Below are 18908 nucleotides of genomic sequence, written 5' to 3'. Positions count from 1 at the left end.
GCGGGAAAAGACGCTTGCATTCACCGGAGCCGGTCCCTATAATCGCGGACTTTTCCAGAACCACCAATACGGACTTCAAATCTATGGCCAACTCGGCACAAGCTCGCAAGCGCGCCCGTCAGGCGACCAAGGCCCGCGCCCACAACGCCAGCCTTCGTTCCCGCCTGCGTACCGCGATCAAGGCCGTGCGCAAGGCCATCGTGGGTGGCGACAAGGCGGCGGCTCAGTCGGTCTTTCGCACCTCGATGAGCACCATCGACAGCATCGCCGACAAGAAGATCATCCACAAGAACAAGGCTGCTCGCCACAAGAGCCGCCTGTCGGCCGCCGTCAAGGCGATGGCCGCCTGATCCTTGCCGCATGCCGGCGCCTCGGCGCCGAGATCGAGAAAGCGACCCGAGGGTCGCTTTTTTGTTGGGCGTATGCCAAGAAGGCCTCGGCGCGGACTCCCTCGGCGCGGACTCCCGGTCCCGGGATCGGGACTTCGTCGCTCTTGCGGTTCCGGAGCGGAGGGGACGAGTGCGCCGTCTCAGAACGGCGCGTCGCCCATCCACTCGATCTGGAGGTTGTTGTCGTTGGCGAAGTTCACCATGAACTTGTAGGCCAGCGGTTCGACGTCGTAGAGGCGGGCGTCGACGAGGACGGTCTTGTCGCCCTTCAGCGTGCACCCTGGGCGCACGTAGGGCGAATACGTCATCCTATGGTCGGCGCCGAAGGCGGACATCACGCCGCACAGGCGATCGGACCAGTCGCTCGGACGGAATTTCTTCCCCTCCCTCGTGACCCCGACGATGATGAAGTTCTCGATCTTCTGATTCATGTGTGATGCCTTGGCGGCTTCGGGGATGCGCATGTTCCGGTTCTTTGTCGCCGGAATCAGGACGGGCGGCATTCTAGCAGAAATCCCCCGCGGCCATTCCGCCGCGCGGGCGTCGGGCGATCCTGCCGAAGGGCTTCGTGCGACCTGTCGGCGCCGGGGCTCCGGTCGTGCTGACTAGGCTCGCGGATGGCGTCCGGCGTCCCGCGGAGCGCGGCCCGCTTATGTACAGGGTCGGCCGTTTTGGCTTAACATCGGCACATTTCCTGCACGGCGGCGTCTGCCGCCGTGTGCGTTTTCCGGCTTCGCACCGATCGAGGTACCCCCATGTCCCATGTCATGAATACCTACGCCCGCCTGCCCGTGGCCTTCACGCACGGCGAGGGCGTGTGGCTGTACGACGAGACAGGCAAGCGATATCTCGATGCCCTCTCCGGCATCGCGGTCAACACGCTCGGGTACAAGCACCCCCGCCTGGTCAAGGCCATCGCCGACCAGGCCGAGCGCGTCCTGCACACCTCCAACCTGTATCGCATCCCGCTGCAGGAGCAGCTCTCCGACCGCATCGCCGAAGCCGCGGGCATGGACGAGGTGTTCTTCTGCAACTCCGGCTGCGAGGCCAACGAGGCGGCGATCAAGCTCGCGCGCATGTGCGGCCACAACAAGGGCATCGAGCTGCCGCACATCATCGTCATGGAGAACGCCTTCCACGGCCGCACCATGGCCACGTTGTCGGCCACCGGCAACCGCAAGGCCCAGGCCGGTTTCGAGCCGCTGGTGCAGGGCTTCATCCGCGTGCCCTACAAGGACATCGAGGCCATCCGCAGGATCGCCGAGCACAACCACACCGTGGTCGCGGTCATGCTCGAGATGATCCAGGGCGAGGGCGGGGTCAACGTCGCCGACGAGGCCTTCCAGCGTGATCTGCGCGCCCTGTGCGACGACAGGGGCTGGCTGATGATCTGCGACGAGGTCCAGTGCGGCATGGGCCGCACCGGCAAGTGGTTCGGCTGGCAGCATGCGGGCACGAGGCCCGACGTGATGACGCTGGCCAAGGGTCTGGCCTCGGGCGTGCCGATCGGCGCCTGCGTGACCAGCGGCCTGGCCAAGGGCCTGTTCGGGCCGGGCAACCATGGCTCCACCTTCGGCGGCAACCCGCTCGCCTGCGCGGCGGGCCTGGCCACCTTCGACGCCATCGTCGAGGACGAGCTCATGGACAACGCCGTCGCCGTCGGCGCGGCGATCCGCAAGGGCATGGCTGAGGCGCTCGCCGGCGAGGCGGGCGTGGTCGACATCCGCGGTCGCGGCCTCATGATCGGCATCGAACTCGACCGCCCCTGCGGCGTGCTGATGGCGCGCGCCGCCGAGAACGGCCTGCTGCTGTCGGTGACCTCCGAGCGCGTGGTGCGCTTGCTGCCGGCGCTCACCTTCACCACCGCCGACGCGCAGACCCTGGTGTCCATGCTGGCGCCGATGATTCGCGACTTCCTCGCGAACGGCTGAGGACTGCGTATGAGCTCTCCCATCAAGCACTACCTCCAGTTCAAGGATTTCACCCGCGAGGAATACGAATACGTGTTCGCGCGCGCGAAGTGGATCAAGGACAAGTTCAAGCGCTACGAGCCCTACCACCCGCTCTTCGACCGCACGCTGGTGATGATCTTCGAGAAGGCGAGCACGCGCACGCGCCTCTCGTTCGAGGCCGGCATGCACCAGCTCGGCGGCTCGGCGATCTACCTCAACACCCGCGACTCGCAGCTCGGCCGCGGCGAGCCGGTGGAGGACGCCGGCCAGGTGATCTCGCGCATGAGCGACCTGGTGATGATCCGTACCTTCGAGCAGGACATCGTCGAGCGCTTCGCCGCCAACTCGCGCGTGCCGATCATCAACGGCCTCACCAACGAGTACCACCCCTGCCAGATCCTCGCCGACATCCTCACCTTCATCGAGCACCGCGGCTCGATCCAGGGCAAGACCGTGGCCTGGATCGGCGACAGCAACAACATGTGCAACACCTGGCTGCAGGCCGCCGAAGTGCTGGACTTCAACGTTCACGTGTCGACCCCGCCGGGCTATGAAGTCGAGCCCGAGCGCGCCGGCCTGTACGGGACGGCCAACTTCGAGCAGTTCGCCGACCCGATGGACGCCTGCCGCGGCGCCGACCTGGTCACCACCGACGTGTGGACCTCGATGGGCTTCGAGGCCGAAAACGAAGAGCGCATGAAGGCCTTCGCCGACTGGTGCGTCGATGCCGAGATGATGTCGGTCGCGCACAAGGAGGCCGTCTTCATGCACTGCCTGCCCGCGCACCGCGGCGAGGAAGTCACCGCCGAAGTCATCGACGGCCCGCAGTCCGTGGTGTGGGACGAGGCCGAGAACCGACTGCATGCGCAGAAGGCGTTGATGGAATACCTGGTCCTCGGCCGCATCGAGAACTGATCCAACGAACAATCACGGCACGCACGGGCGTGCGCGCCGGCAACACAGCAGGAAACAGGAAAACAGCATGAGCGACGTCAACAAAGTAGTGCTCGCCTACTCGGGCGGGCTGGACACTTCGGTCATCCTGAAGTGGCTGCAGGACACCTACCAGTGCGAAGTGGTCACCTTCACCGCCGACCTCGGCCAGGGTGAAGAGCTCGAGCCCGCGCGCGCCAAGGCGCTGCAGTTCGGTATCCAGCCCGAGAACATCTTCATCGACGACCTGCGCGAGGAGTTCGTGCGCGACTTCGTCTTCCCGATGTTCCGCGCCAACACCATCTACGAAGGCGAATACCTGCTCGGCACCTCGATCGCGCGTCCGCTGATCGCCAAGCGCCAGATCGAGATCGCGCGCGCCACCGGCGCCGATGCCGTCTCGCACGGCGCCACCGGCAAGGGCAACGACCAGGTCCGCTTCGAGCTCGGCTACTACGCGCTGATGCCGGGCGTGAAGGTCATCGCGCCGTGGCGCGAGTGGGACCTGCTGTCGCGCGAAAAGCTGCTCGCCTACGCAGAGAAGCACGGCATCCCCATCGAGATGAAGCACAAGCAGGGCGGCTCGCCCTACTCGATGGACGCCAACCTGCTGCACATCTCCTTCGAGGGCCGCCACCTCGAGAACCCCGCCGCCGAGGCCGAGGAGTCGATGTGGCGCTGGACGGTGTCGCCGGAGGCCGCGCCCGACGCCGCCGAGTACATCGACCTCGAGTTCGAACAGGGCGATCTGGTCGCGATCGACGGCAAGCGCATGAAGGCGCACGAGCTGCTCGCCAGGCTCAACGAGCTCGGCGGCAAGCACGGCATCGGCCGCCTCGACCTGGTGGAGAACCGCTACGTCGGCATGAAGAGCCGCGGCTGCTACGAGACCCCGGGGGGCACCATCCTGCTGCGCGCCCACCGCGCCATCGAATCGATCACGCTCGACCGCGAAGTCGCCCACCTCAAGGACGACCTCATGCCGCGCTACGCCAGCATGATCTACAACGGTTACTGGTGGAGCCCCGAGCGCCGCGCCATCCAGGCGCTCATCGACCACACCCAGCAGACCGTCAACGGCTGGGTACGTCTCAAGCTCTACAAGGGCAACGTCATCGTCACCGGTCGCGACTCGAAGACCGACTCGCTGTTCGACCCGACGATCGCCACCTTCGAGGACGACGCCGGCGCCTACAACCAGAAGGACGCGCACGGCTTCATCCGCCTGAACGCGCTGCGCATGCGCATCGCGGCCAACGCCAAGGCCAAGCGCGGCTAAACCCGCAACGGATCCCTTGCGATGGCCAACGACGACTACATCCTCGGACTCAGCTTCGTCGAGTTCGAGGACCTCGCCCTCAAACTCGGCTTGACCGGCCTGATCCTGTTCATGGTCTTCATCATCTGGAACCTGGGCAAGGAATCCAAGGCCGGCCGCTACGGCATGATGTGGCTGTTCCTCGGCCTGGGCGTGGGCTTCGTCGGCTTCATCGCCAAGGGCATCATCCAGAAGCTGCTCGGCATCGAATAAGGAAAACACAAGCGATGGGCATTACCGCCAAGCTCGACGGCGTCGCCGTCACCACCCAGGCCAACGTCTATTTCGACGGCAAGTGCGTCAGCCACAGCGTGCAGTTCGCGGACGGCACGAAGAAATCCGTGGGGGTCATCCTGCCGGCCTCGCTCACCTTCAACACCGGCGCGCCCGAGATCATGGAGGGCGTGGCCGGCTCCTGCCGCGTCCGCCTGAAAGGCCAGGCGGACTGGAAGACCTACGGCGCCGGCGAATCCTTCGACGTGCCGGGCGACTCCAGCTTCGACATCGAGGTGGCGGGCGAGCCCTACCACTACATCTGCCACTTCGGCTGAGCGGGGGAGGGGAGCATGCCGTCTTTCGACATCCTGTCCGAGGTCGACCAGCCCGCGCTGCGCAACGCGGTCGAGCAGGCCAACCGCAAGGTCGACGGCCGTCACGACTTCAAGGGCACGAGCGCCAAGATCGAGCTCGCCGAGAAGCTGCTGACCCTCTACGGCGACAGCGACTTCCAGCTCGAGCAGATCAAGACCATCCTGCTGCCCGAGATGACCAAGAAGAACGTCGACGTCCGATGTCTCGACTACGGCGACGTGCAGAAGATCTCCGGCAACAAGGTCAAGCAGGAGGTCAAGGTGCGGGTCGGCGTGGAGCAGGAACTGGCCAAGAAGATCGTCAAGCTCTTGAAGGACAGCAAGATGAAGGTGCAGGCTGCGATCCAGGGCGACGCGGTGCGCGTCTCCGGCGCCAAGCGCGACGTATTGCAGGAGGCGATCGCGCTGGTCAAGAAGCAGATCACCGATTTTCCGCTGCAGTACGGCAACTTCCGCGACTGAGCGGAACGCCGGGGCAGGAATCCGACGGGCGCCGCGAGGCGCCCGTCGTGCGTTCGGGGGTTGGGTTGTGGGGGAGTCGGGTTGACGGCGACGAGGCGATGTTCCGGGCGGGGAATCGCGACTTGCGTCGCTCCCACGAGAAGCAGCGGGGAATCGCGACTTGCGTCGCTCCCACGAGAAGCAGCGCGATTTCGGACGCGGTTCGGCTGGGGTTCGGCCGTTGTTTCCCGCGCGGGTGGGGCGGTCCTCACGCATGCCGAGCGCGCTGCGTTCGCGTATTTCCGACACCTGCACGCGCTGCAGGAGCGGCGCAAGTCGCGATGCGGGCGGTCCGTCACCCGCTGCCGCCGGTGCGGCTCAAGCTCCTCCGCTCCCTGCCGATATGCTCTTCGACATCACCGCCCTCGCCCCGGCTCGACAGGAGAACAAATCATGGAAGCAACCGCAATCGCCGCGCTGGCCTCGAACAATGCGCTCGCGCAGGTCCAGCAGGAAGCCTCGGTCGAAGTCCTGCGCAAGGCGCTCGACCTCCAGGGCGAGAGCGCGATGCAACTGCTGCAGGCGATTCCCCGGCCCCCCGCTGCGGCGGTCGGCAGCACGGCGGGCGGCATCGTCGACACCTGGGCTTGAGCAGGTCGTCGGGCCCGAACCACGAAAACCACCCATGCGTCTCGCAGCCATTGGCTGGACCCCATTTTGGGGCATCGATGAGGCCTCGATTTCGCTTTGCGTCGGTTTTTTTTACAGTTACCCAGGGTTCGGGGGGGGGTAATAATTTAAGTCACGGATTATTAAGCAAAATTTCTTCTGGCTTGATTTTTGCTGGTAACGCTCGTCGGCAAGCATGTAATACCCGCTTGCTCAAATAGAACGGGAGAACCACATGAATCCTCAACCCCGCCTGATGGCGCTGGTGCTTTCCATGATCGGCATGTCGGCTGTCCAAGCCGCACCGATGATTTCCGTGCGGACGTACGATATCGCTGAGAGAAGTTATGCAGTGACCGACTCGTCCGTGATGGACGGCGCGGTTAGCACGGCAATAACGACCAGCGGCTCGATCGGCCCGAATTCGTTCCAGCAGTTCGATGCATCGACGGGCGTGCTGACCTCGATTACCGCATCGGTCTCCGCTTCGAACTTGCTGCTCTCGCAGCAAGTCACGGGTGGCGCGACGGGGACGAGTGCGGTGCGCGTCAGCTGGACGTCCTTCGGCGAGTCCCTGTTCGATCGCCAGGTCATCGGTTCGGTGAGCACGCCGACGCCGTCGCTGAGCAATTTCGATACTCTTTCTCGAACCATCGCCTCGGGTGATGCGGCCGGAGACGCCTTCGTCGCGAAAGCCGGGCAGCCGCCCGGAAACAGCGCGGCTTCGTACGGGCTTGTTGCCGACCTGAGTTCGACGGCGCCGGGTTCGGCCGACTCTTTGACCTCATCCCTCAGCTCCCGTACGGCCGACGCGGCTGGATCGTTCACCCATAAGCTCGCTTACAGCTACGTTCCTCATGCGATCGCCTCCTTCGAAGGAGACCAGACCACGACGACTTGGCGGCTACCTGTGTCAGGGAACATCGAGGTCGAGCTCGGCGACTTATTTACGCTCGATCTGAACATCTTCAACCTTGGTTTGCTCGGCGGAGCGGGACTGGATCTGGATGGATTCAATCCCAAGAGCGGTTCCGGGCTGTCGATGACGGACCTCGAATTGTTCGAGGGGCTCGCGCAGGGCACAGGCCGGAATGTCAAGGCGAGCTTCAGGGCGGACGAGCTTGGCAGCCACGAGATGATGTTCTCGCTCTTGCTGTCGGATGAGGATGTCGGGTTCGCCTCCAGTCGCGGCAGCTACGAGTTGGAGCTGACGGTGTTTGCCAACGTCGTCGACAACGGAAACGGAAATCCGGTGCCCGAGCCGGGCGTGCTGGCGCTTCTCGGTATCGGTCTCTTCGGGCTGGCCGTGCGCGGGCGTGCCGCGCGATGACTTCTTAGGTGGTTCCCGAAACGAGAAAGGCGCCGTCGGCGCCTTTCTTGTTTCCAGTGATCGTGTCCGGTCTCAGCGATAGTTCAGTTCGCGCCAGGATATCCGGCGAATGTCGCCCCCGGACACCGAAGTCACGATCGGCTCGGCTTCGCTGCTGTCGTCGGTCTTGCGGATCAGGCCGATGACCTGGCCGTTCGGCGTCACGATCAGTACGACGCGGCTCGCCAGACCGGGCCGCAGGCGCTTGCCCACGTAGGGAAGGGCGTTTGTACCGATCGGAGCCATCCCGGTTGCGAGGTCGAACTGGAACAGATAGCTCGTCCCGCCCGGCACGCATGGATCGGACGCGCTCGGGACGTTGGTCGTGAATGCGACCGTGGTGTGGGCGATCGCAGGATCGGTCGTGGCACGTTCGCCGCTGATGTTCAGATCCACCCTCCACCCGCGCTTCGCAGACCAGTTGATGTCCGCTGCATCGGACAGGGTGCGCGTGCCGTCGGTCTCCGCGGCGAGGGTCCGAGGCGTCAGGTCTGCGCGCACGACGGTGCTGCCGCCGCGGTCGATGCGATCTTCGATGACGTAGAACGTCTGGACCTGGGCCGCGTCGGCCGCGGAGACCGTGGTACCGGGGACGTCCTTCTCTCCAAGGTAGCGCCCCGTGCCCACCACGACCAGGTTGCGGAAATCGTTGCCGGCCTTGACGCGGGTGAGTTCGGGCGCCGCGGTGATGGGCTGGACGTTGCCGCTGGCGTCGGTGAGGACCGCAAGTTTGCTTGTCGACCAGGCGTCGGGGTTGGTTGCGCTCAGGTCGAAGCGCCACAGGTTCCCCTTCAGGTCCCCACCGTAGACCCACTGCACGCCATTATTGACGTCGGCGTTGTGCACCCAGGCGCTGAGCTGGCCGAGCCCGCTCGGGTCGCTGGCGCTGCCGACGCCCGTGGAGAGCTTCTTGATGAGCGCACCGGTCTTGGCGTTGAGAACATACAGGTAGCCTCTGCCGTCGCCACTCGAGTTGTTGTAGCCCGAGCTGACGAGCACGACCCACCCCTGGCCCGAGCGCGTCTCGTTACCCCGGTTGTCGGTCGTGACTACCTCGTGCTTGACGATGATCGGCCGCGAGAAGGCGAGGCCGAGATCGGCGTCGCCGCTGAATTCCCACAGCACCTTCGCCGTGAGCGGGCTGGACTCGGTCACTTCGGGGGAGGTGATGTCGAGTGCATAGAAACCCTTGCCGCCACGGCCAAGGCCACCCACCAGCAAGGTGCGCCAGTCGGCGGAGCCCCGCGTTCCCCCGGTGAAGCCGAAATCCACATCGCCCTCCGTGAGATAGCCGTCAACCGTGGCCTCGAACAGTCCGCTGGGCGAGGCCAGTCCGGGCAGCCGCGGAAACACGGCCTTCGGGACGTAGGCCCACTTCTCCACGCCCGTGGAGGCGTCGAATGCATGCATCATGCCGTCGTTGGCGCCGACGTAAAGCATGCGGGTGCGTCCCGTGGTGCTCGAGCGGAAGCTCACGTAGCCGGCGTCGGTATAGGAGCGGTCAGGCTCGCGCACCAGGACCGGTTCGCTGTGGATGATCGGACCGAGGAGCTGCAGCCGGCGACGCAAGCTCGTCGACTCCTGGCTGCGGTCGCCGCGCAGGTAGGCGAGCACCTGTGCGCCATTGCCAGCCCCTGCCGGGGACTGGAGCTGACCGAGGAGCGTGGTGCCGAGGCCGCTGCTGGTGAAGTCCACTCCGCTGCTGCCGTTGAAGGTGGCGATCTGGCGCGAGTCCGGGGTGCGCGCCTCGAGCATCTCGGCGACCCCTTTGGCGCAGGTCCTGCTCGCATCGGTCGGGCAGGGCTTTGTCCAGGCCGGTTGGTTACGGTCGGGCTGCCCGGTTTCCAGGTGCAACTTGTAGGCCTTGATGTCGCCCATCCGCTGCGCAGCCCTGTAGCTGGTCTCGTAGGTGAAATTGTTCGCGATATCGATGTAGGGCTTGGTCACGGCCGCGGCCGCGGCGCCGCTCGGATTGTTGGCGAGCGATTCGAGCACCTTGCTCAGGCGCTGGGCGAAGAGCTCCGGATCGTCGGCGCGGAAGAACTCTCCGCGGCCATTGAGTGCCGCGTGGACGAGGTCGTCGCCCTTTGCCCGGTCGTTGCCGACGGTGGTCGGGTTCAGCCAGGACACCGAGTTCAGGCGGCCCGCGAACAGCGCGACGATGTCGCTTTCCGAGAGCATGCCGGTGATGCCGAAGCCGATGGTGTAGGTGGAGAGATGCTGCCAGAAGGCCGGGTTCCGATCGTCGTCGGGAATGCCGTTGGCGAGGCCCGGGCGCAGGTCGGTCTTCCAGTAGTACATCGCCACGTCGGCGAGGGTATTGGTGTAGTCGTCCTTGTACGGGGCGGCCGGCAGGTAGCTATAGCTCCTGGTGCCGTCCTCGCTGGTGTGTTCGTCGCCTTCGAGGTTGTCGATGTTCGATCCCGAGATGGAGGTGCGTGCGCTGTCTCCGGTGTTGTCGTAGTAGCCGTCGGTCATCAGGATGTGGTGGCTGCGCTGGCAGCTCAAGGCCGCGCTGGTAGAGTCCTCGACCTTCGCACGCCAGGGCGGCGCGCTCGTGAAGTAGTTGCCGACATCGTCCATCGCGGTGCGCAGCGGCGTGGTCAAGAAGCGCTGCATCGGGTCCTTGTAGAGCCAGTCGAAGAACTGGGTGCGCCAGCGCTTGTCCGTGGCCTCCTCGTCCTTGAGTAGCCGCAGGCCACGCACGATCCGCCTGGTGGTGACGCCGTCGATGTTCGTCTCGGTGGTCCGGTTGATCGTCGCGTAGCCGACGCGCAGATTGTCCTTCTGTTCGGAGAAGGCCTTGCCGATTGCCGCGCGTGCGGCGAGATGGCGCGAGCGATGGTAGGAGAACCAGTTGGCGAAGTTCTTGATTTCCTCCGCGGAGGTGCAGGGGTCGCCGGCACAGTCGGTACGCTTGGGACTGCGGGGGGGTAAGGTGGTGAGGCCGATCTGTACCCGGGTGAAGTTGCCGGGCGTGTTCGTCGTGGTCGTGTCGGTGCGCACGAGAGGGGCCGGGCCCGTGTAGGCGAAATAGGTCGCAGGATAGATCGTGGCCTCTGCAACGGTGGAGTTGTCCGCTGGCGGAGGCCGCCAGAGCAGGTTCTGCGTGAGGTCCAGGGTGTAGTCGTCCCTGTTCGGATGACCCGGATTCAGCCAGGCCCGGGTCGGCTCCGCGTTCGGCCACAGGCTGCCGTCGCTGTTGCTCCAGGGCTTGTAGGTCTTTTCCGGGTTGTAATACAGGGGGTTTCCGGCGTACGAACGATAGAAGCGCGCATTGGGGTCGTCCAGATCCGTGGAGACCGGGTTGGCCGGATAGTCGGTGGCGCCGGTGCGCCAATCGTAGACGTTCGCCGGGCGCGGAAAGAGATAGATGCCGTCCCGATTACCATGTGAATCGGGGATGCTCTCCCAGTACATCGAGCCGGAGTCGTCGAGCGTGAACATCACGTTCGCCGGCACCGTGATCTTCGATTCGGGAGGGACCTCGGAAATCTCGGTCTGGGCGGCGAAGCCAATCTGGGCGGCGAGCAGGCCGGCTGCGAGCAGCGCGAGGCGGGTGTGCCGGGCAATCGGCCGGAAGGCGGGGTGTGCGTTGTTCACGACGCGTTCTCCGGTTAAGGGCGAGGAGTCCATCAGTCGCGCAGCACGACCTGCACGAAGGACTGCGCATTGTTCGGGCCGGTGACGCGGACGGTCAGCCGGTAACGGATCGACGAGGCGCCGGTGATGCGTGGCGAACCGGCACGGCGGGATCCGCCTTCCTCGGGGTTGTCCGAAACGCAGGATTCGGCGCGGTTGGCGATCGGCAGCGTGCCGGTGCACAGGCGGTCGATCACGTACTGCACCCGGTATCCATCGGGGATCCGGGAGTCTTCGATGCAGGCGACCTTGTCCCAGTCGAGCGTGGGGACCCCCGGAATCGTGTAGCTGCGCCCACCGATGGTCGGGCTGCCCATCGTGCTCGCCGTGGCGAACATGGTCGGGAAATAGTTCGAGACCGTGGGTTCGGCGCTCGTCAGCCGACAGGTCCCGCCGACCTTCCACTGGCTCTCGCGCGGCTTGGTGTCGAGGTCGTGCGCGGCGGCTTCGACGCCGAAGTCGGAGGCCTGCAGTGCCGCCTGCTGGAAGGCGAGGTTGCCGGCGATCGTGACCGTGGTGTCTACGCTGCGCACGAGCGAGACCGCGGCGATGCTCATCGCCACGAGCATGATCAGCGCCATGAAAAGCGCGGCGCCGCGCTGGCGGCGTTCACCGTGCATCACTCGCGGTTCCATAAGGCATTCCTCAACGGAACCACGGTTTCGTAGCTCCGATAACGGTAGTTGCGCTCCGCGCTGCCCAGGGTGATCTGGACCGGCGTGTCGTATTCGAAGAAGCTGAAGGTCTCGGGCGCGGTGTAGCTGGCGTCGCGCTGGCTCGCGCGCACCAGAATGCCCACGCGCACGGCGACCAGGTCCGCCGCCCCGGCTCCGGTGGGGATCGTCGAACTGAAGCTCACGGTGTTGGTCGTCCTGTTCCACCAGCCGTACTGGGCCCGCAGGGCGACGACGTCGCGCACGAGCGTCTGCGCGGCCGTGGTGCTCGCCATGTCGGCGCGCGAGGTTGCCAGGTCGGTGTCGGGTGGCGCGGTGCTGCTGCCGCGCGACTGCAGGCGATAGACCGTCTCGGCGATGCCGCCCGGGCCGAGCGAGCGGATCGTGCCGGTCCCCGACTGGTAACCGTCGGAGGGGAACAGGCCGGCCGAGTCGCCCGGATCGTTATACGGACTGCTCGGGTTGATCTGGAACCGCCATGCACCGCCTCCGCGCCCGACCGAGCCGGGGTCCTGGGTGAGCTGCTGGATCGCGCAGTGGCCTTCCGCGTCGTTGAGCACGATCAGATCGTCCTCGGAAAACCCCATCCCGATGTTCGCGAACATTGTGGACGAGGGGCTGGGCATGGATTCGGTGAGGGTGGCCTTGGCGATCGAGGCCTCTCCCGAACTCGCGTAGCGGATCGTGATGCGATCGCTGCGCGAGGCCAGGGCGCTCGGCGCGCTCGGATCCGCCACGATCGTGACCGGCATGCCATTCATCTCCTGTGCTCCGCTGGTGCCGGGCTTGAGATACTTGATCGTTCTGCAGCCCGTGCCGATCAAGCCGGCGCCCGCGTTCAGCAGATCGCGTTCCAGCAGCGTCATGGCCACCTGGCCGGCCGTCGTCGCGTCGGCGCCGCTGACCGTGTTGGCCTTGTGTGCATTGCTTGCCGAGAAGGTTTGCACCATGACGAGCAGCGCGATCAGGCCGATGGTCATGCCGACCATCAGCTCGACCAGGCCAATGCCGCGCGTGCGTAGCCGCGGAGCGCGGCGCCATCTGCCGGCGCTTGCGCGCCCGGGTGCCGGCCGCGCGGCTTCAGTTGTTCGAATTGATGCGGGCGCGGACGACATGGTTGCTCCATTCGTTGGTCTGCGGGCGCGGCCAGCAGATGGTGAGCCGGGTCTCGCCAGTGGTCTCGTCGTGGCCGATGACCACCTGGGCGCCGGGGATGGTCGCCCGCAGCTTGTTCAACCAGGACGACAGGATGTCTGGCGGTGTCGTCGCGGTCGCAGTGCAGTCGGCGTCGGACCGATAGACAAAATCCTCACGCCTGATCGCAGGCGCCAGCCACATGCGACCGATGATCTCGTCGGCCAGCAGCGCTGCCTCGGCGCGCTGACGGGCCTCGGTGCTGCGGATGTTCATGCTGGCTTGCAGGCCGACGATGCCGAGCACGCCGAAGGAGAAGATCAGCAGGGCGATCAGCACCTCGAGCAGGCTGGCGCCGCGCTGCGGACGGCTGCCCGCGCAGGCCTTGGAGCGGCCGGGCTGGATGGGGAGTCTCACGGTGCGCTTCATGGCTGGCCTCCTCAACAGGCACGCGGGTCGCCGCTGGCGGTGATGCCGGGCTCGCACAGGCGGGTCTGGCCGCCCGCGCTGACGCCCAGGCGGAGCGTACGTCGTTGTGCGGAGGGGAGATTGTTGCCGAAGTCGATGGTGGCCGTGGCTCCGCCCACACTCATGCCGATCCCGTTGAAGATGAGCGTGCCCCTCGAGGTGCTGACCGTGACGCCCGCCTCACTACCCCCGGCGACGAACCTTTGCACCACCGTCGCGTCGTTGTTGCAGGTCGTGCCCAAGAAGACCACCCAGTTCGTGCCGGTGGTGTCGGCGCTGCAGCCGGTGACGGCGGAGACGACGGCGAACCCGACCGGCAGATTGCGCCGCATCGCCTCGGTACGGGCCAGATCCACACCGGCGCGGAAGGATTCGGCGATGGTGCGGGTGCGGCCGTTGACGATCATCTGCTGGAAGCTGGGTACGGCGACCGCGAGCAGGATCGCTAAGACTGCGATCGTCACCATGGCCTCGACCAGGCCGAAACCGCGCTGGATCGGCGTCCTCATAGACAGCCGCCTCCCCTCTTGCCGACCCAGCAGGTCGTGCTGGTGCCGAAGCTGCCGCCGGTTGTCGCGCGGACGTTTTGCTGGTTCAGCGTGTACGTGAACCCTGCCACGTCCGTGCCGGACTTGCCGGTCGCGGTCAGCGTGTAGGTGGTGCTGGTGCCGGTGCAACTCATCGTGAAGAACTGCTGTGTGGGCATGGCGACGCCGCAGGTGGTGCCGGTCGACACGTAGCTGCGGTTGTCCTGGTAGAACTGCTCCATGCGCACGCGCAGGTCGGACAGCACCGAGGTCGCCTCGACGATCTTCGAGCGGCGGATGTAGTCGGAGTAGGCGGGCAGGGCGATCGAGGCGAGGATGCCGATGATGGCGACCACGATCATCAGTTCGATCAGCGTGAAGCCGCGGGTGCGGGAGGCGTGTTTCAAGGGGGGCTCCGTGTCGGATGGTGCACAGTCTCGATTGCATTGTCGGACTTTGCCGCCGGGGTGTTCGTGACGGATTCTATGGCGCCACGCAGAATGCCGCCGTCGCGGGTGGACGAACGGCGGGGGCTCGGAGGATGATCGGCGGGCGGTGCGCAGCGCGGGCGGGCCCGCTTGGCGGATCGGCAACGGGGAGGGAGATCGGCGCGATGCGGAGGAAGGACGGGATGGACGGATGGAAGGCGGCTTCGGTCGGCGTGCTGGCCATCGCGGCGGGCTTGGGCGCGGGGGCGGCGTACGCTGCCGACGTGGCGGTGGCCGGGCTGTTCGCGGGCCGGGCGGTGCTGGTGGTCGATGGCGGCGCGCCGCAGACCGTGAAGGTGGGCGCACGCACGCGCGAGGGCATCGTGCTGCGGGCGGCGACGAGCGAGGCGGCCACGCTAGAGCACGACGGCCGTGTCTTCGTCGCGCGCCTGGGCGAGCAGGTGGCGAGCAGCGCGGGAACCGCGGCGAGCGAGATCAGTCTGCAGGCCGACGGGGGCGGGCACTTCTTTACCGGCGCGCGCATCAACGGCGTGGCGGTCAATGCCCTGGTCGACACCGGCGCCACCCTGGTGGCGATGGGGCGCAGCGATGCGCTGCGGCTCGGCATCGACTACCGCGCCGGCACGATGGGCCAGAGCGCGACCGCGAACGGGCTGGCGACGATCTGGAAGGTGAGGCTGGACGCGGTGGAGCTCGGCGGCGTGCGCATGCTCGGGGTCGATGCGGCGGTGCACGAGACAGACCTGCCCGTGGTGCTGCTCGGCATGAGTTTCCTCAATCGAATGGACTGGCGGCGCGAGGGCGACCGCCTGCTGCTCAAGAAACGTTACTGAGGCGTCGCGTGAATCCTGCTAGCGGACCGCATGGTCTTCCCCCTCTGGAACAGATCCGCCGCCGGCTGGCCGCGGGCCCGCACCGGGACGGCGGGTTCAACGGCGACGGCCGCGACCTCGCGCGCTCGCGCCCGCCCAAGCCGGCGGCGGTGCTGGTGCCGCTCGTGGTGCGCGACGAGGTGCCGTCGGTGCTGCTCACCCGGCGCACCGACCACCTGCACCATCATCCGGGCGAGATCAGCTTTCCCGGCGGCCGCCTCGAGGACGACGACCCCTCGCCGGTGCATGCCGCGCTGCGCGAGACGGAAGAGGAGATCGGGCTCGCCCGCCGTCACGTCGAGCTGATCGGCGCGCTGCCCGACTACTTCACCGGTACCGGCTTCAGGGTGACCCCGGTGGTCGGCGTGGTGCATCCGCCGCTCGAACTCACGCTCGACGCCTTCGAGGTCGCGGAGGCCTTCGAGGTGCCGCTCGCGCACTTCCTCGATCCGCGCAACCATCAGGAGCACAGCATCCTGCACGAGGGGCGGATGCGACGCTTCCACGCCATGCCCTGGCACGGCTATTTCATCTGGGGTGCGACCGCGGGGATCCTGATGTCGCTGTATCGCCTGCTGAACGAGGAAGGCTGAGCGCGGCCAAGGGTTTCCGGCAGGCGGCGCGCGCTTGCCTTTGTGATATCTTGCCGCACCGATGACTCGGCTCTGTGCCCGGGGCCTTTTCGGCCCGCGACGTCCTGCCTGAATGACCTTCTTTTCCTTGATCCTTGCGCTCGTCCTCGAACAGTTGCGTCCGCTGCCGGCGCGCGGGTGGACGGTGCGCGGGGTGCGCGGCGTGGTCTGCGGAATGCGAGGGCGCTTCGAGGGCGGCTCGGCGGCGCAGGGACGGCTCGCGTGGCTCCTGCTGGTTCCCGCCGCCGGGTTCGCGAGCGCGCTCGCCTTCTGGCTGCTGTGGGAGATGCATCCCGCGCTGGCCTTCCTGTTCAACGTGGTGGCGCTCTACCTCTGCATCGGCTTCCGCCACGACACCCGCTTCTTCTCGGCCATCCACATGGCGCTTCGCCTCGGCGAGCCCGAGGGCGCGCGCAGCCTGCTCGAGGATTGGCGGGGGACCCGCCACGAGGGGGCCTCCGCGAGCGAGATCGCCCGCCTCGCGATCGAGGAGGCGCTGGTCGTCTCGCACCGCCGGCTGTTCGGCGTGATGTTCTGGTTCGTGCTGCTACCCGGCCCGAGCGGCGCGGTGATGTACCGGCTCGCCGGACTGCTGGCCGAGGAGTGGGGGCGCCCGGATGGGGGCGACGCGGGCTTCGGCGGCTTCGCGCTGCGCGCGCGCGAGGCGATCGAGTGGCTGCCTGCGCGGATCACCGCGATCGTTTTTTCCATCATGGGCAATTTCGAGGATGCGATCTACTGCTGGCGCTCGCAGGCGGTGCTGTGGCCGGAGAGGTCGTCGGCTATACTTATCGCTAGTGGTGGTGGCGCGCTGGGCGTGCGGCTCGGCATGCCGGTCCATGTGGCCGGGGGCATCGTGGATCGGCCCGAACTGGGGCTGGGGAGCGAGGCAGGCGTCGATCACATGCAAAACACGGTGAGCCTGCTATGGCGGGCTCTGTTCGTGTGTCTGTTCCTGCTCTTCCTGCTCGCGGCTGCGGGCTGGGTGGGGCGGTGACAAGTCTAATCTCAACAAGGGAGTGGGTTATGGCAAATCGTGAAGTCGTCGTTCTGAGCGCTGTTCGTTCCGCCGTGGGTGGTTTCGGTGGCTCGCTGAAGGACATGGAGCCGTCCGATCTCGGCGCGGTGGTGATCAAGGAAGCGATCGCCCGCGCGGGTGTGGACCCGAAGGCGGTTTCGTTCGCATCCGTCGGCCACTGCATCCCGACCGATTCCCGCTATGCCTACGTTTCGCGCGTGGCCACGATCAACGCCGGCATGTCGATGGATTCGGTCGCCTTCCAGGTCAGCCGTCTGTGCGGCTCGGCGCAGCAGGCCATCGTCAGCTCGGCCCAAGCCATCATGCTGGGCGATGCCGACTTCGCCATCGGCGGCGGCGTCGAAGTGATGTCGCGCGGTACCTACCTGCTGCCCGCCCTGCGCAGCGGTGCGCGCATGGGCGACACCAAGGCGATCGACTCGATGGTCGCCGTGCTGACCGACCCGTTCGGCGTCGGCCACATGGGCATCACCGCCGAAAACCTGTGCACCAAGCACGGCATCACCCGTGAAGAGCAGGATGCCTTCGCGCTCGAGTCGCAGAAGCGCGCCGCCGCGGCGATCGCCGAGGGCCGCTTCAAGGGCCAGATCGTGCCGATCACCTTCGAGACCCGCAAGGGCACCGTCGTGTTCGACACCGACGAGCATCCGCGCATGACCACCATGGAAGCGCTGGGCAAGATGAAGCCGGCGTTCAAGAAGGATGGTTCGGTCACCGCCGGCAACGCCTCGGGCATCAACGACGCCGCCGCCTTCCTGGTGCTGGCCGATGCCGCCAAGGCGGCTGCGGGCGGCCACAAGCCGATCGCGCGCCTGGTGTCCTACGCGATCGCCGGCGTGCCCAACGACGTGATGGGCGAAGGTCCGATCCCCGCCACCAAGCTCGCGCTGCAGCGTGCCGGCCTGAAGCTCGACCAGATCGACGTGATCGAGTCCAACGAAGCCTTCGCCGCGCAGTCGATCACGGTGAACCGCGGTCTCGGCCTCGACACCGCCAAGGTCAACCCGAACGGCGGCGCGATCTCGCTCGGCCACCCTGTCGGCGCGACCGGCTCGGTGATCATCACCAAGCTGCTGCACGAGCTGATCCGCACCAACGGCCGCTATGGCGTCGCCACCATGTGCATCGGCGGCGGCCAGGGCATCACCACGGTGTGGGAACGCGTGTAAGCGTCGTCCTCGTCGCAAGAAAAACCCGCGCGGCCGAGAGGCTGGCGCGGGTTTTTTCGTTTCGGGCGCGCTGAACTGGCAATCGCGACTTGCGTCGCTCCTACGGGGCGGTCTGGGGGTCTCGATCGCGACTTGCGTCGCTCCCACGGGGGGCCTCGATCGCGACTTGTGTTGCTCCTCCGGGGGGCTGCGGAGCTGTGCGGGTTTTGTGGGAGCGACGCGAGTCGCGATCTTCAGTCCGACTCCTTCTCCAGGCGCACCGACGCCGAGTTGATGCAGTAGCGCAGCCCGGTGGGCTGCGGGCCGTCCTCGAAGACGTGGCCGAGGTGTGCGCCGCACTGGTGGCAAAGGACCTCGGTGCGGACCATGAAGTGGCTGCGGTCTACCGCGGTCTCGACGTTGTCGGGCTCGGCTGCGGTCCAGAAGCTCGGCCAGCCGCAGCCGGCGTCGAACTTGTGCTCGGAGCGGAAGAGCGGGGCACCGCAGCACACGCAGTTGTAGGCGCCCTTGTCCCAGACGTCCCAGTATTCGCCGGTGAAGGCACGTTCGGTGCCTTTCTCGCGGGTGACGCGGTACTGCAGGTCGGAGAGCTGGCGGCGCCATTCGGCGTCGGGTTTGTCGACTTCGCGGGCCATGGGAAC

General features: G+C 66.5%; 21 protein-coding genes. 13 read left to right on the top strand and 8 right to left on the bottom strand.

What is annotated here, in order from left to right:
• The first annotated feature begins 83 nt into the window (after nucleotides 1-83).
• Nucleotides 84-350, top strand: a complete 267-nt coding sequence (gene rpsT / locus TMZ1T_RS12785) for a 30S ribosomal protein S20 (RefSeq protein ID WP_004298664.1) — start codon at nucleotides 84-86, stop codon at nucleotides 348-350.
• 179 nt (nucleotides 351-529) lie between these two features.
• On the opposite strand, the gene TMZ1T_RS12780 is transcribed toward rpsT, so the two are convergent.
• Nucleotides 530-820, bottom strand: coding sequence for a DUF3579 domain-containing protein (locus TMZ1T_RS12780; protein WP_040828285.1), 291 nt, complete (start codon nucleotides 818-820; stop codon nucleotides 530-532).
• 324 nt (nucleotides 821-1144) lie between these two features.
• Between TMZ1T_RS12780 and TMZ1T_RS12775 the strand changes: the two genes are divergently transcribed.
• The 8 genes from TMZ1T_RS12775 (at nucleotide 1145) to TMZ1T_RS12740 (ending at nucleotide 7622) form a co-directional block, all read left to right on the top strand.
• Complete coding sequence (locus TMZ1T_RS12775; protein ID WP_012585605.1) at nucleotides 1145-2320, top strand: aspartate aminotransferase family protein; 1176 nt, start codon at nucleotides 1145-1147, stop codon at nucleotides 2318-2320.
• A 9-nt stretch (nucleotides 2321-2329) separates the two neighbouring features.
• Nucleotides 2330-3256 carry an ornithine carbamoyltransferase gene (argF, locus tag TMZ1T_RS12770; protein WP_004298656.1) on the top strand — a complete coding sequence of 309 codons (927 nt, stop codon included), beginning with the start codon at nucleotides 2330-2332 and terminating at the stop codon, nucleotides 3254-3256.
• Between the two features lie 67 nt (nucleotides 3257-3323).
• On the top strand, nucleotides 3324-4553 hold the full coding sequence (locus tag TMZ1T_RS12765; RefSeq protein ID WP_004298653.1) for an argininosuccinate synthase: 1230 nt from the start codon (nucleotides 3324-3326) through the stop codon (nucleotides 4551-4553).
• 21 nt (nucleotides 4554-4574) lie between these two features.
• A complete protein-coding gene (locus TMZ1T_RS12760) occupies nucleotides 4575-4805 on the top strand; it encodes a DUF2788 domain-containing protein (RefSeq protein ID WP_004298652.1) in 231 nt (76 codons plus the stop codon).
• Nucleotides 4806-4819: 14 nt separating this feature from the next.
• Nucleotides 4820-5143: a pyrimidine/purine nucleoside phosphorylase gene (gene ppnP / locus TMZ1T_RS12755; protein WP_004298651.1), complete on the top strand. Its 324-nt coding sequence runs from the start codon at nucleotides 4820-4822 to the stop codon at nucleotides 5141-5143.
• A 15-nt stretch (nucleotides 5144-5158) separates the two neighbouring features.
• The gene (locus tag TMZ1T_RS12750) at nucleotides 5159-5644 is read left to right on the top strand and encodes a YajQ family cyclic di-GMP-binding protein (protein WP_004298649.1); all 486 of its coding nucleotides are present in this window, start codon (nucleotides 5159-5161) and stop codon (nucleotides 5642-5644) included.
• A 432-nt stretch (nucleotides 5645-6076) separates the two neighbouring features.
• Nucleotides 6077-6274 (top strand): YjfB family protein, encoded by a 198-nt coding sequence (locus TMZ1T_RS12745; RefSeq protein WP_004298647.1) that lies wholly within the window; start codon nucleotides 6077-6079, stop codon nucleotides 6272-6274.
• A 253-nt stretch (nucleotides 6275-6527) separates the two neighbouring features.
• Nucleotides 6528-7622, top strand: coding sequence for a PEP-CTERM sorting domain-containing protein (locus TMZ1T_RS12740; RefSeq protein ID WP_012585604.1), 1095 nt, complete (start codon nucleotides 6528-6530; stop codon nucleotides 7620-7622).
• A gap of 72 nt (nucleotides 7623-7694) precedes the next feature.
• Here TMZ1T_RS12740 and TMZ1T_RS12735 read toward each other — a convergent pair whose 3' ends face one another.
• From TMZ1T_RS12735 to TMZ1T_RS12710, 6 genes are all read right to left on the bottom strand, one after another.
• Nucleotides 7695-11264 carry a pilus assembly protein gene (locus tag TMZ1T_RS12735; protein WP_144312167.1) on the bottom strand — a complete coding sequence of 1190 codons (3570 nt, stop codon included), beginning with the start codon at nucleotides 11262-11264 and terminating at the stop codon, nucleotides 7695-7697.
• Between the two features lie 32 nt (nucleotides 11265-11296).
• Entirely contained in the window at nucleotides 11297-11923 is a 627-nt protein-coding gene (locus tag TMZ1T_RS12730; RefSeq protein ID WP_144312166.1) for a pilus assembly PilX family protein, read from the bottom strand.
• Nucleotides 11923-12957, bottom strand: a complete 1035-nt coding sequence (locus TMZ1T_RS12725; protein WP_012585601.1) for a PilW family protein — start codon at nucleotides 12955-12957, stop codon at nucleotides 11923-11925. The genes TMZ1T_RS12730 and TMZ1T_RS12725 overlap by 1 nt, the downstream gene beginning before the upstream one ends.
• A 100-nt stretch (nucleotides 12958-13057) precedes the next feature.
• Complete coding sequence (locus TMZ1T_RS12720) at nucleotides 13058-13540, bottom strand: type IV pilus modification PilV family protein (protein WP_012585600.1); 483 nt, start codon at nucleotides 13538-13540, stop codon at nucleotides 13058-13060.
• An 11-nt stretch (nucleotides 13541-13551) separates the two neighbouring features.
• On the bottom strand, nucleotides 13552-14088 hold the full coding sequence (locus tag TMZ1T_RS12715) for a GspH/FimT family pseudopilin (RefSeq protein ID WP_004298635.1): 537 nt from the start codon (nucleotides 14086-14088) through the stop codon (nucleotides 13552-13554).
• Nucleotides 14085-14513, bottom strand: coding sequence for a type IV pilin protein (locus TMZ1T_RS12710; protein WP_012585599.1), 429 nt, complete (start codon nucleotides 14511-14513; stop codon nucleotides 14085-14087). The genes TMZ1T_RS12715 and TMZ1T_RS12710 overlap by 4 nt, the downstream gene beginning before the upstream one ends.
• Nucleotides 14514-14737: 224 nt before the next feature.
• Between TMZ1T_RS12710 and TMZ1T_RS12705 the strand changes: the two genes are divergently transcribed.
• The 4 genes from TMZ1T_RS12705 to TMZ1T_RS12690 all read left to right on the top strand — a co-directional run bounded on the left by TMZ1T_RS12705 (nucleotide 14738) and on the right by TMZ1T_RS12690 (nucleotide 18267).
• Complete coding sequence (locus TMZ1T_RS12705) at nucleotides 14738-15388, top strand: retropepsin-like aspartic protease family protein (protein WP_012585598.1); 651 nt, start codon at nucleotides 14738-14740, stop codon at nucleotides 15386-15388.
• Nucleotides 15389-15396: 8 nt separating this feature from the next.
• Nucleotides 15397-16020 carry a CoA pyrophosphatase gene (locus TMZ1T_RS12700; protein ID WP_004298629.1) on the top strand — a complete coding sequence of 208 codons (624 nt, stop codon included), beginning with the start codon at nucleotides 15397-15399 and terminating at the stop codon, nucleotides 16018-16020.
• 112 nt (nucleotides 16021-16132) lie between these two features.
• Complete coding sequence (locus tag TMZ1T_RS12695; protein ID WP_012585597.1) at nucleotides 16133-17056, top strand: CobD/CbiB family protein; 924 nt, start codon at nucleotides 16133-16135, stop codon at nucleotides 17054-17056.
• A gap of 29 nt (nucleotides 17057-17085) precedes the next feature.
• Nucleotides 17086-18267, top strand: a complete 1182-nt coding sequence (locus TMZ1T_RS12690; protein WP_004298625.1) for an acetyl-CoA C-acyltransferase family protein — start codon at nucleotides 17086-17088, stop codon at nucleotides 18265-18267.
• Between the two features lie 233 nt (nucleotides 18268-18500).
• Here TMZ1T_RS12690 and msrB read toward each other — a convergent pair whose 3' ends face one another.
• Entirely contained in the window at nucleotides 18501-18902 is a 402-nt protein-coding gene (gene msrB / locus TMZ1T_RS12685) for a peptide-methionine (R)-S-oxide reductase MsrB (protein WP_004298623.1), read from the bottom strand.
• Nucleotides 18903-18908: the final 6 nt, after the last annotated feature.

This window comes from Thauera aminoaromatica (assembly GCF_000021765.1).
GTDB lineage: Bacteria > Pseudomonadota > Gammaproteobacteria > Burkholderiales > Rhodocyclaceae > Thauera > Thauera aminoaromatica.
This window is presented reverse-complemented; position numbering and strand designations above follow the sequence as displayed.

Bases quoted from the DNA above. Each gene is read 5' to 3' on its own strand.
- argF (WP_004298656.1), top strand. From the start codon at position 2,330: ATGAGCTCTCCCATCAAGCACTACCTCCAGTTCAAGGATTTCACCCGC.
- ppnP (WP_004298651.1), top strand. From the start codon at position 4,820: ATGGGCATTACCGCCAAGCTCGACGGCGTCGCCGTCACCACCCAGGCC.
- TMZ1T_RS12730 (WP_144312166.1), bottom strand. From the start codon at position 11,923: ATGCACGGTGAACGCCGCCAGCGCGGCGCCGCGCTTTTCATGGCGCTG.
- TMZ1T_RS12775 (WP_012585605.1), top strand. From the start codon at position 1,145: ATGTCCCATGTCATGAATACCTACGCCCGCCTGCCCGTGGCCTTCACG.
- TMZ1T_RS12750 (WP_004298649.1), top strand. From the start codon at position 5,159: ATGCCGTCTTTCGACATCCTGTCCGAGGTCGACCAGCCCGCGCTGCGC.
- TMZ1T_RS12780 (WP_040828285.1), bottom strand. From the start codon at position 820: ATGAATCAGAAGATCGAGAACTTCATCATCGTCGGGGTCACGAGGGAG.
- TMZ1T_RS12725 (WP_012585601.1), bottom strand. From the start codon at position 12,957: ATGACCATCGGCCTGATCGCGCTGCTCGTCATGGTGCAAACCTTCTCG.
- TMZ1T_RS12695 (WP_012585597.1), top strand. From the start codon at position 16,133: ATGACCTTCTTTTCCTTGATCCTTGCGCTCGTCCTCGAACAGTTGCGT.
- TMZ1T_RS12715 (WP_004298635.1), bottom strand. From the start codon at position 14,088: ATGAGGACGCCGATCCAGCGCGGTTTCGGCCTGGTCGAGGCCATGGTG.
- TMZ1T_RS12745 (WP_004298647.1), top strand. From the start codon at position 6,077: ATGGAAGCAACCGCAATCGCCGCGCTGGCCTCGAACAATGCGCTCGCG.
- TMZ1T_RS12690 (WP_004298625.1), top strand. From the start codon at position 17,086: ATGGCAAATCGTGAAGTCGTCGTTCTGAGCGCTGTTCGTTCCGCCGTG.
- msrB (WP_004298623.1), bottom strand. From the start codon at position 18,902: ATGGCCCGCGAAGTCGACAAACCCGACGCCGAATGGCGCCGCCAGCTC.
- TMZ1T_RS12720 (WP_012585600.1), bottom strand. From the start codon at position 13,540: ATGAAGCGCACCGTGAGACTCCCCATCCAGCCCGGCCGCTCCAAGGCC.
- TMZ1T_RS12740 (WP_012585604.1), top strand. From the start codon at position 6,528: ATGAATCCTCAACCCCGCCTGATGGCGCTGGTGCTTTCCATGATCGGC.
- TMZ1T_RS12705 (WP_012585598.1), top strand. From the start codon at position 14,738: ATGGACGGATGGAAGGCGGCTTCGGTCGGCGTGCTGGCCATCGCGGCG.
- TMZ1T_RS12765 (WP_004298653.1), top strand. From the start codon at position 3,324: ATGAGCGACGTCAACAAAGTAGTGCTCGCCTACTCGGGCGGGCTGGAC.
- TMZ1T_RS12760 (WP_004298652.1), top strand. From the start codon at position 4,575: ATGGCCAACGACGACTACATCCTCGGACTCAGCTTCGTCGAGTTCGAG.
- rpsT (WP_004298664.1), top strand. From the start codon at position 84: ATGGCCAACTCGGCACAAGCTCGCAAGCGCGCCCGTCAGGCGACCAAG.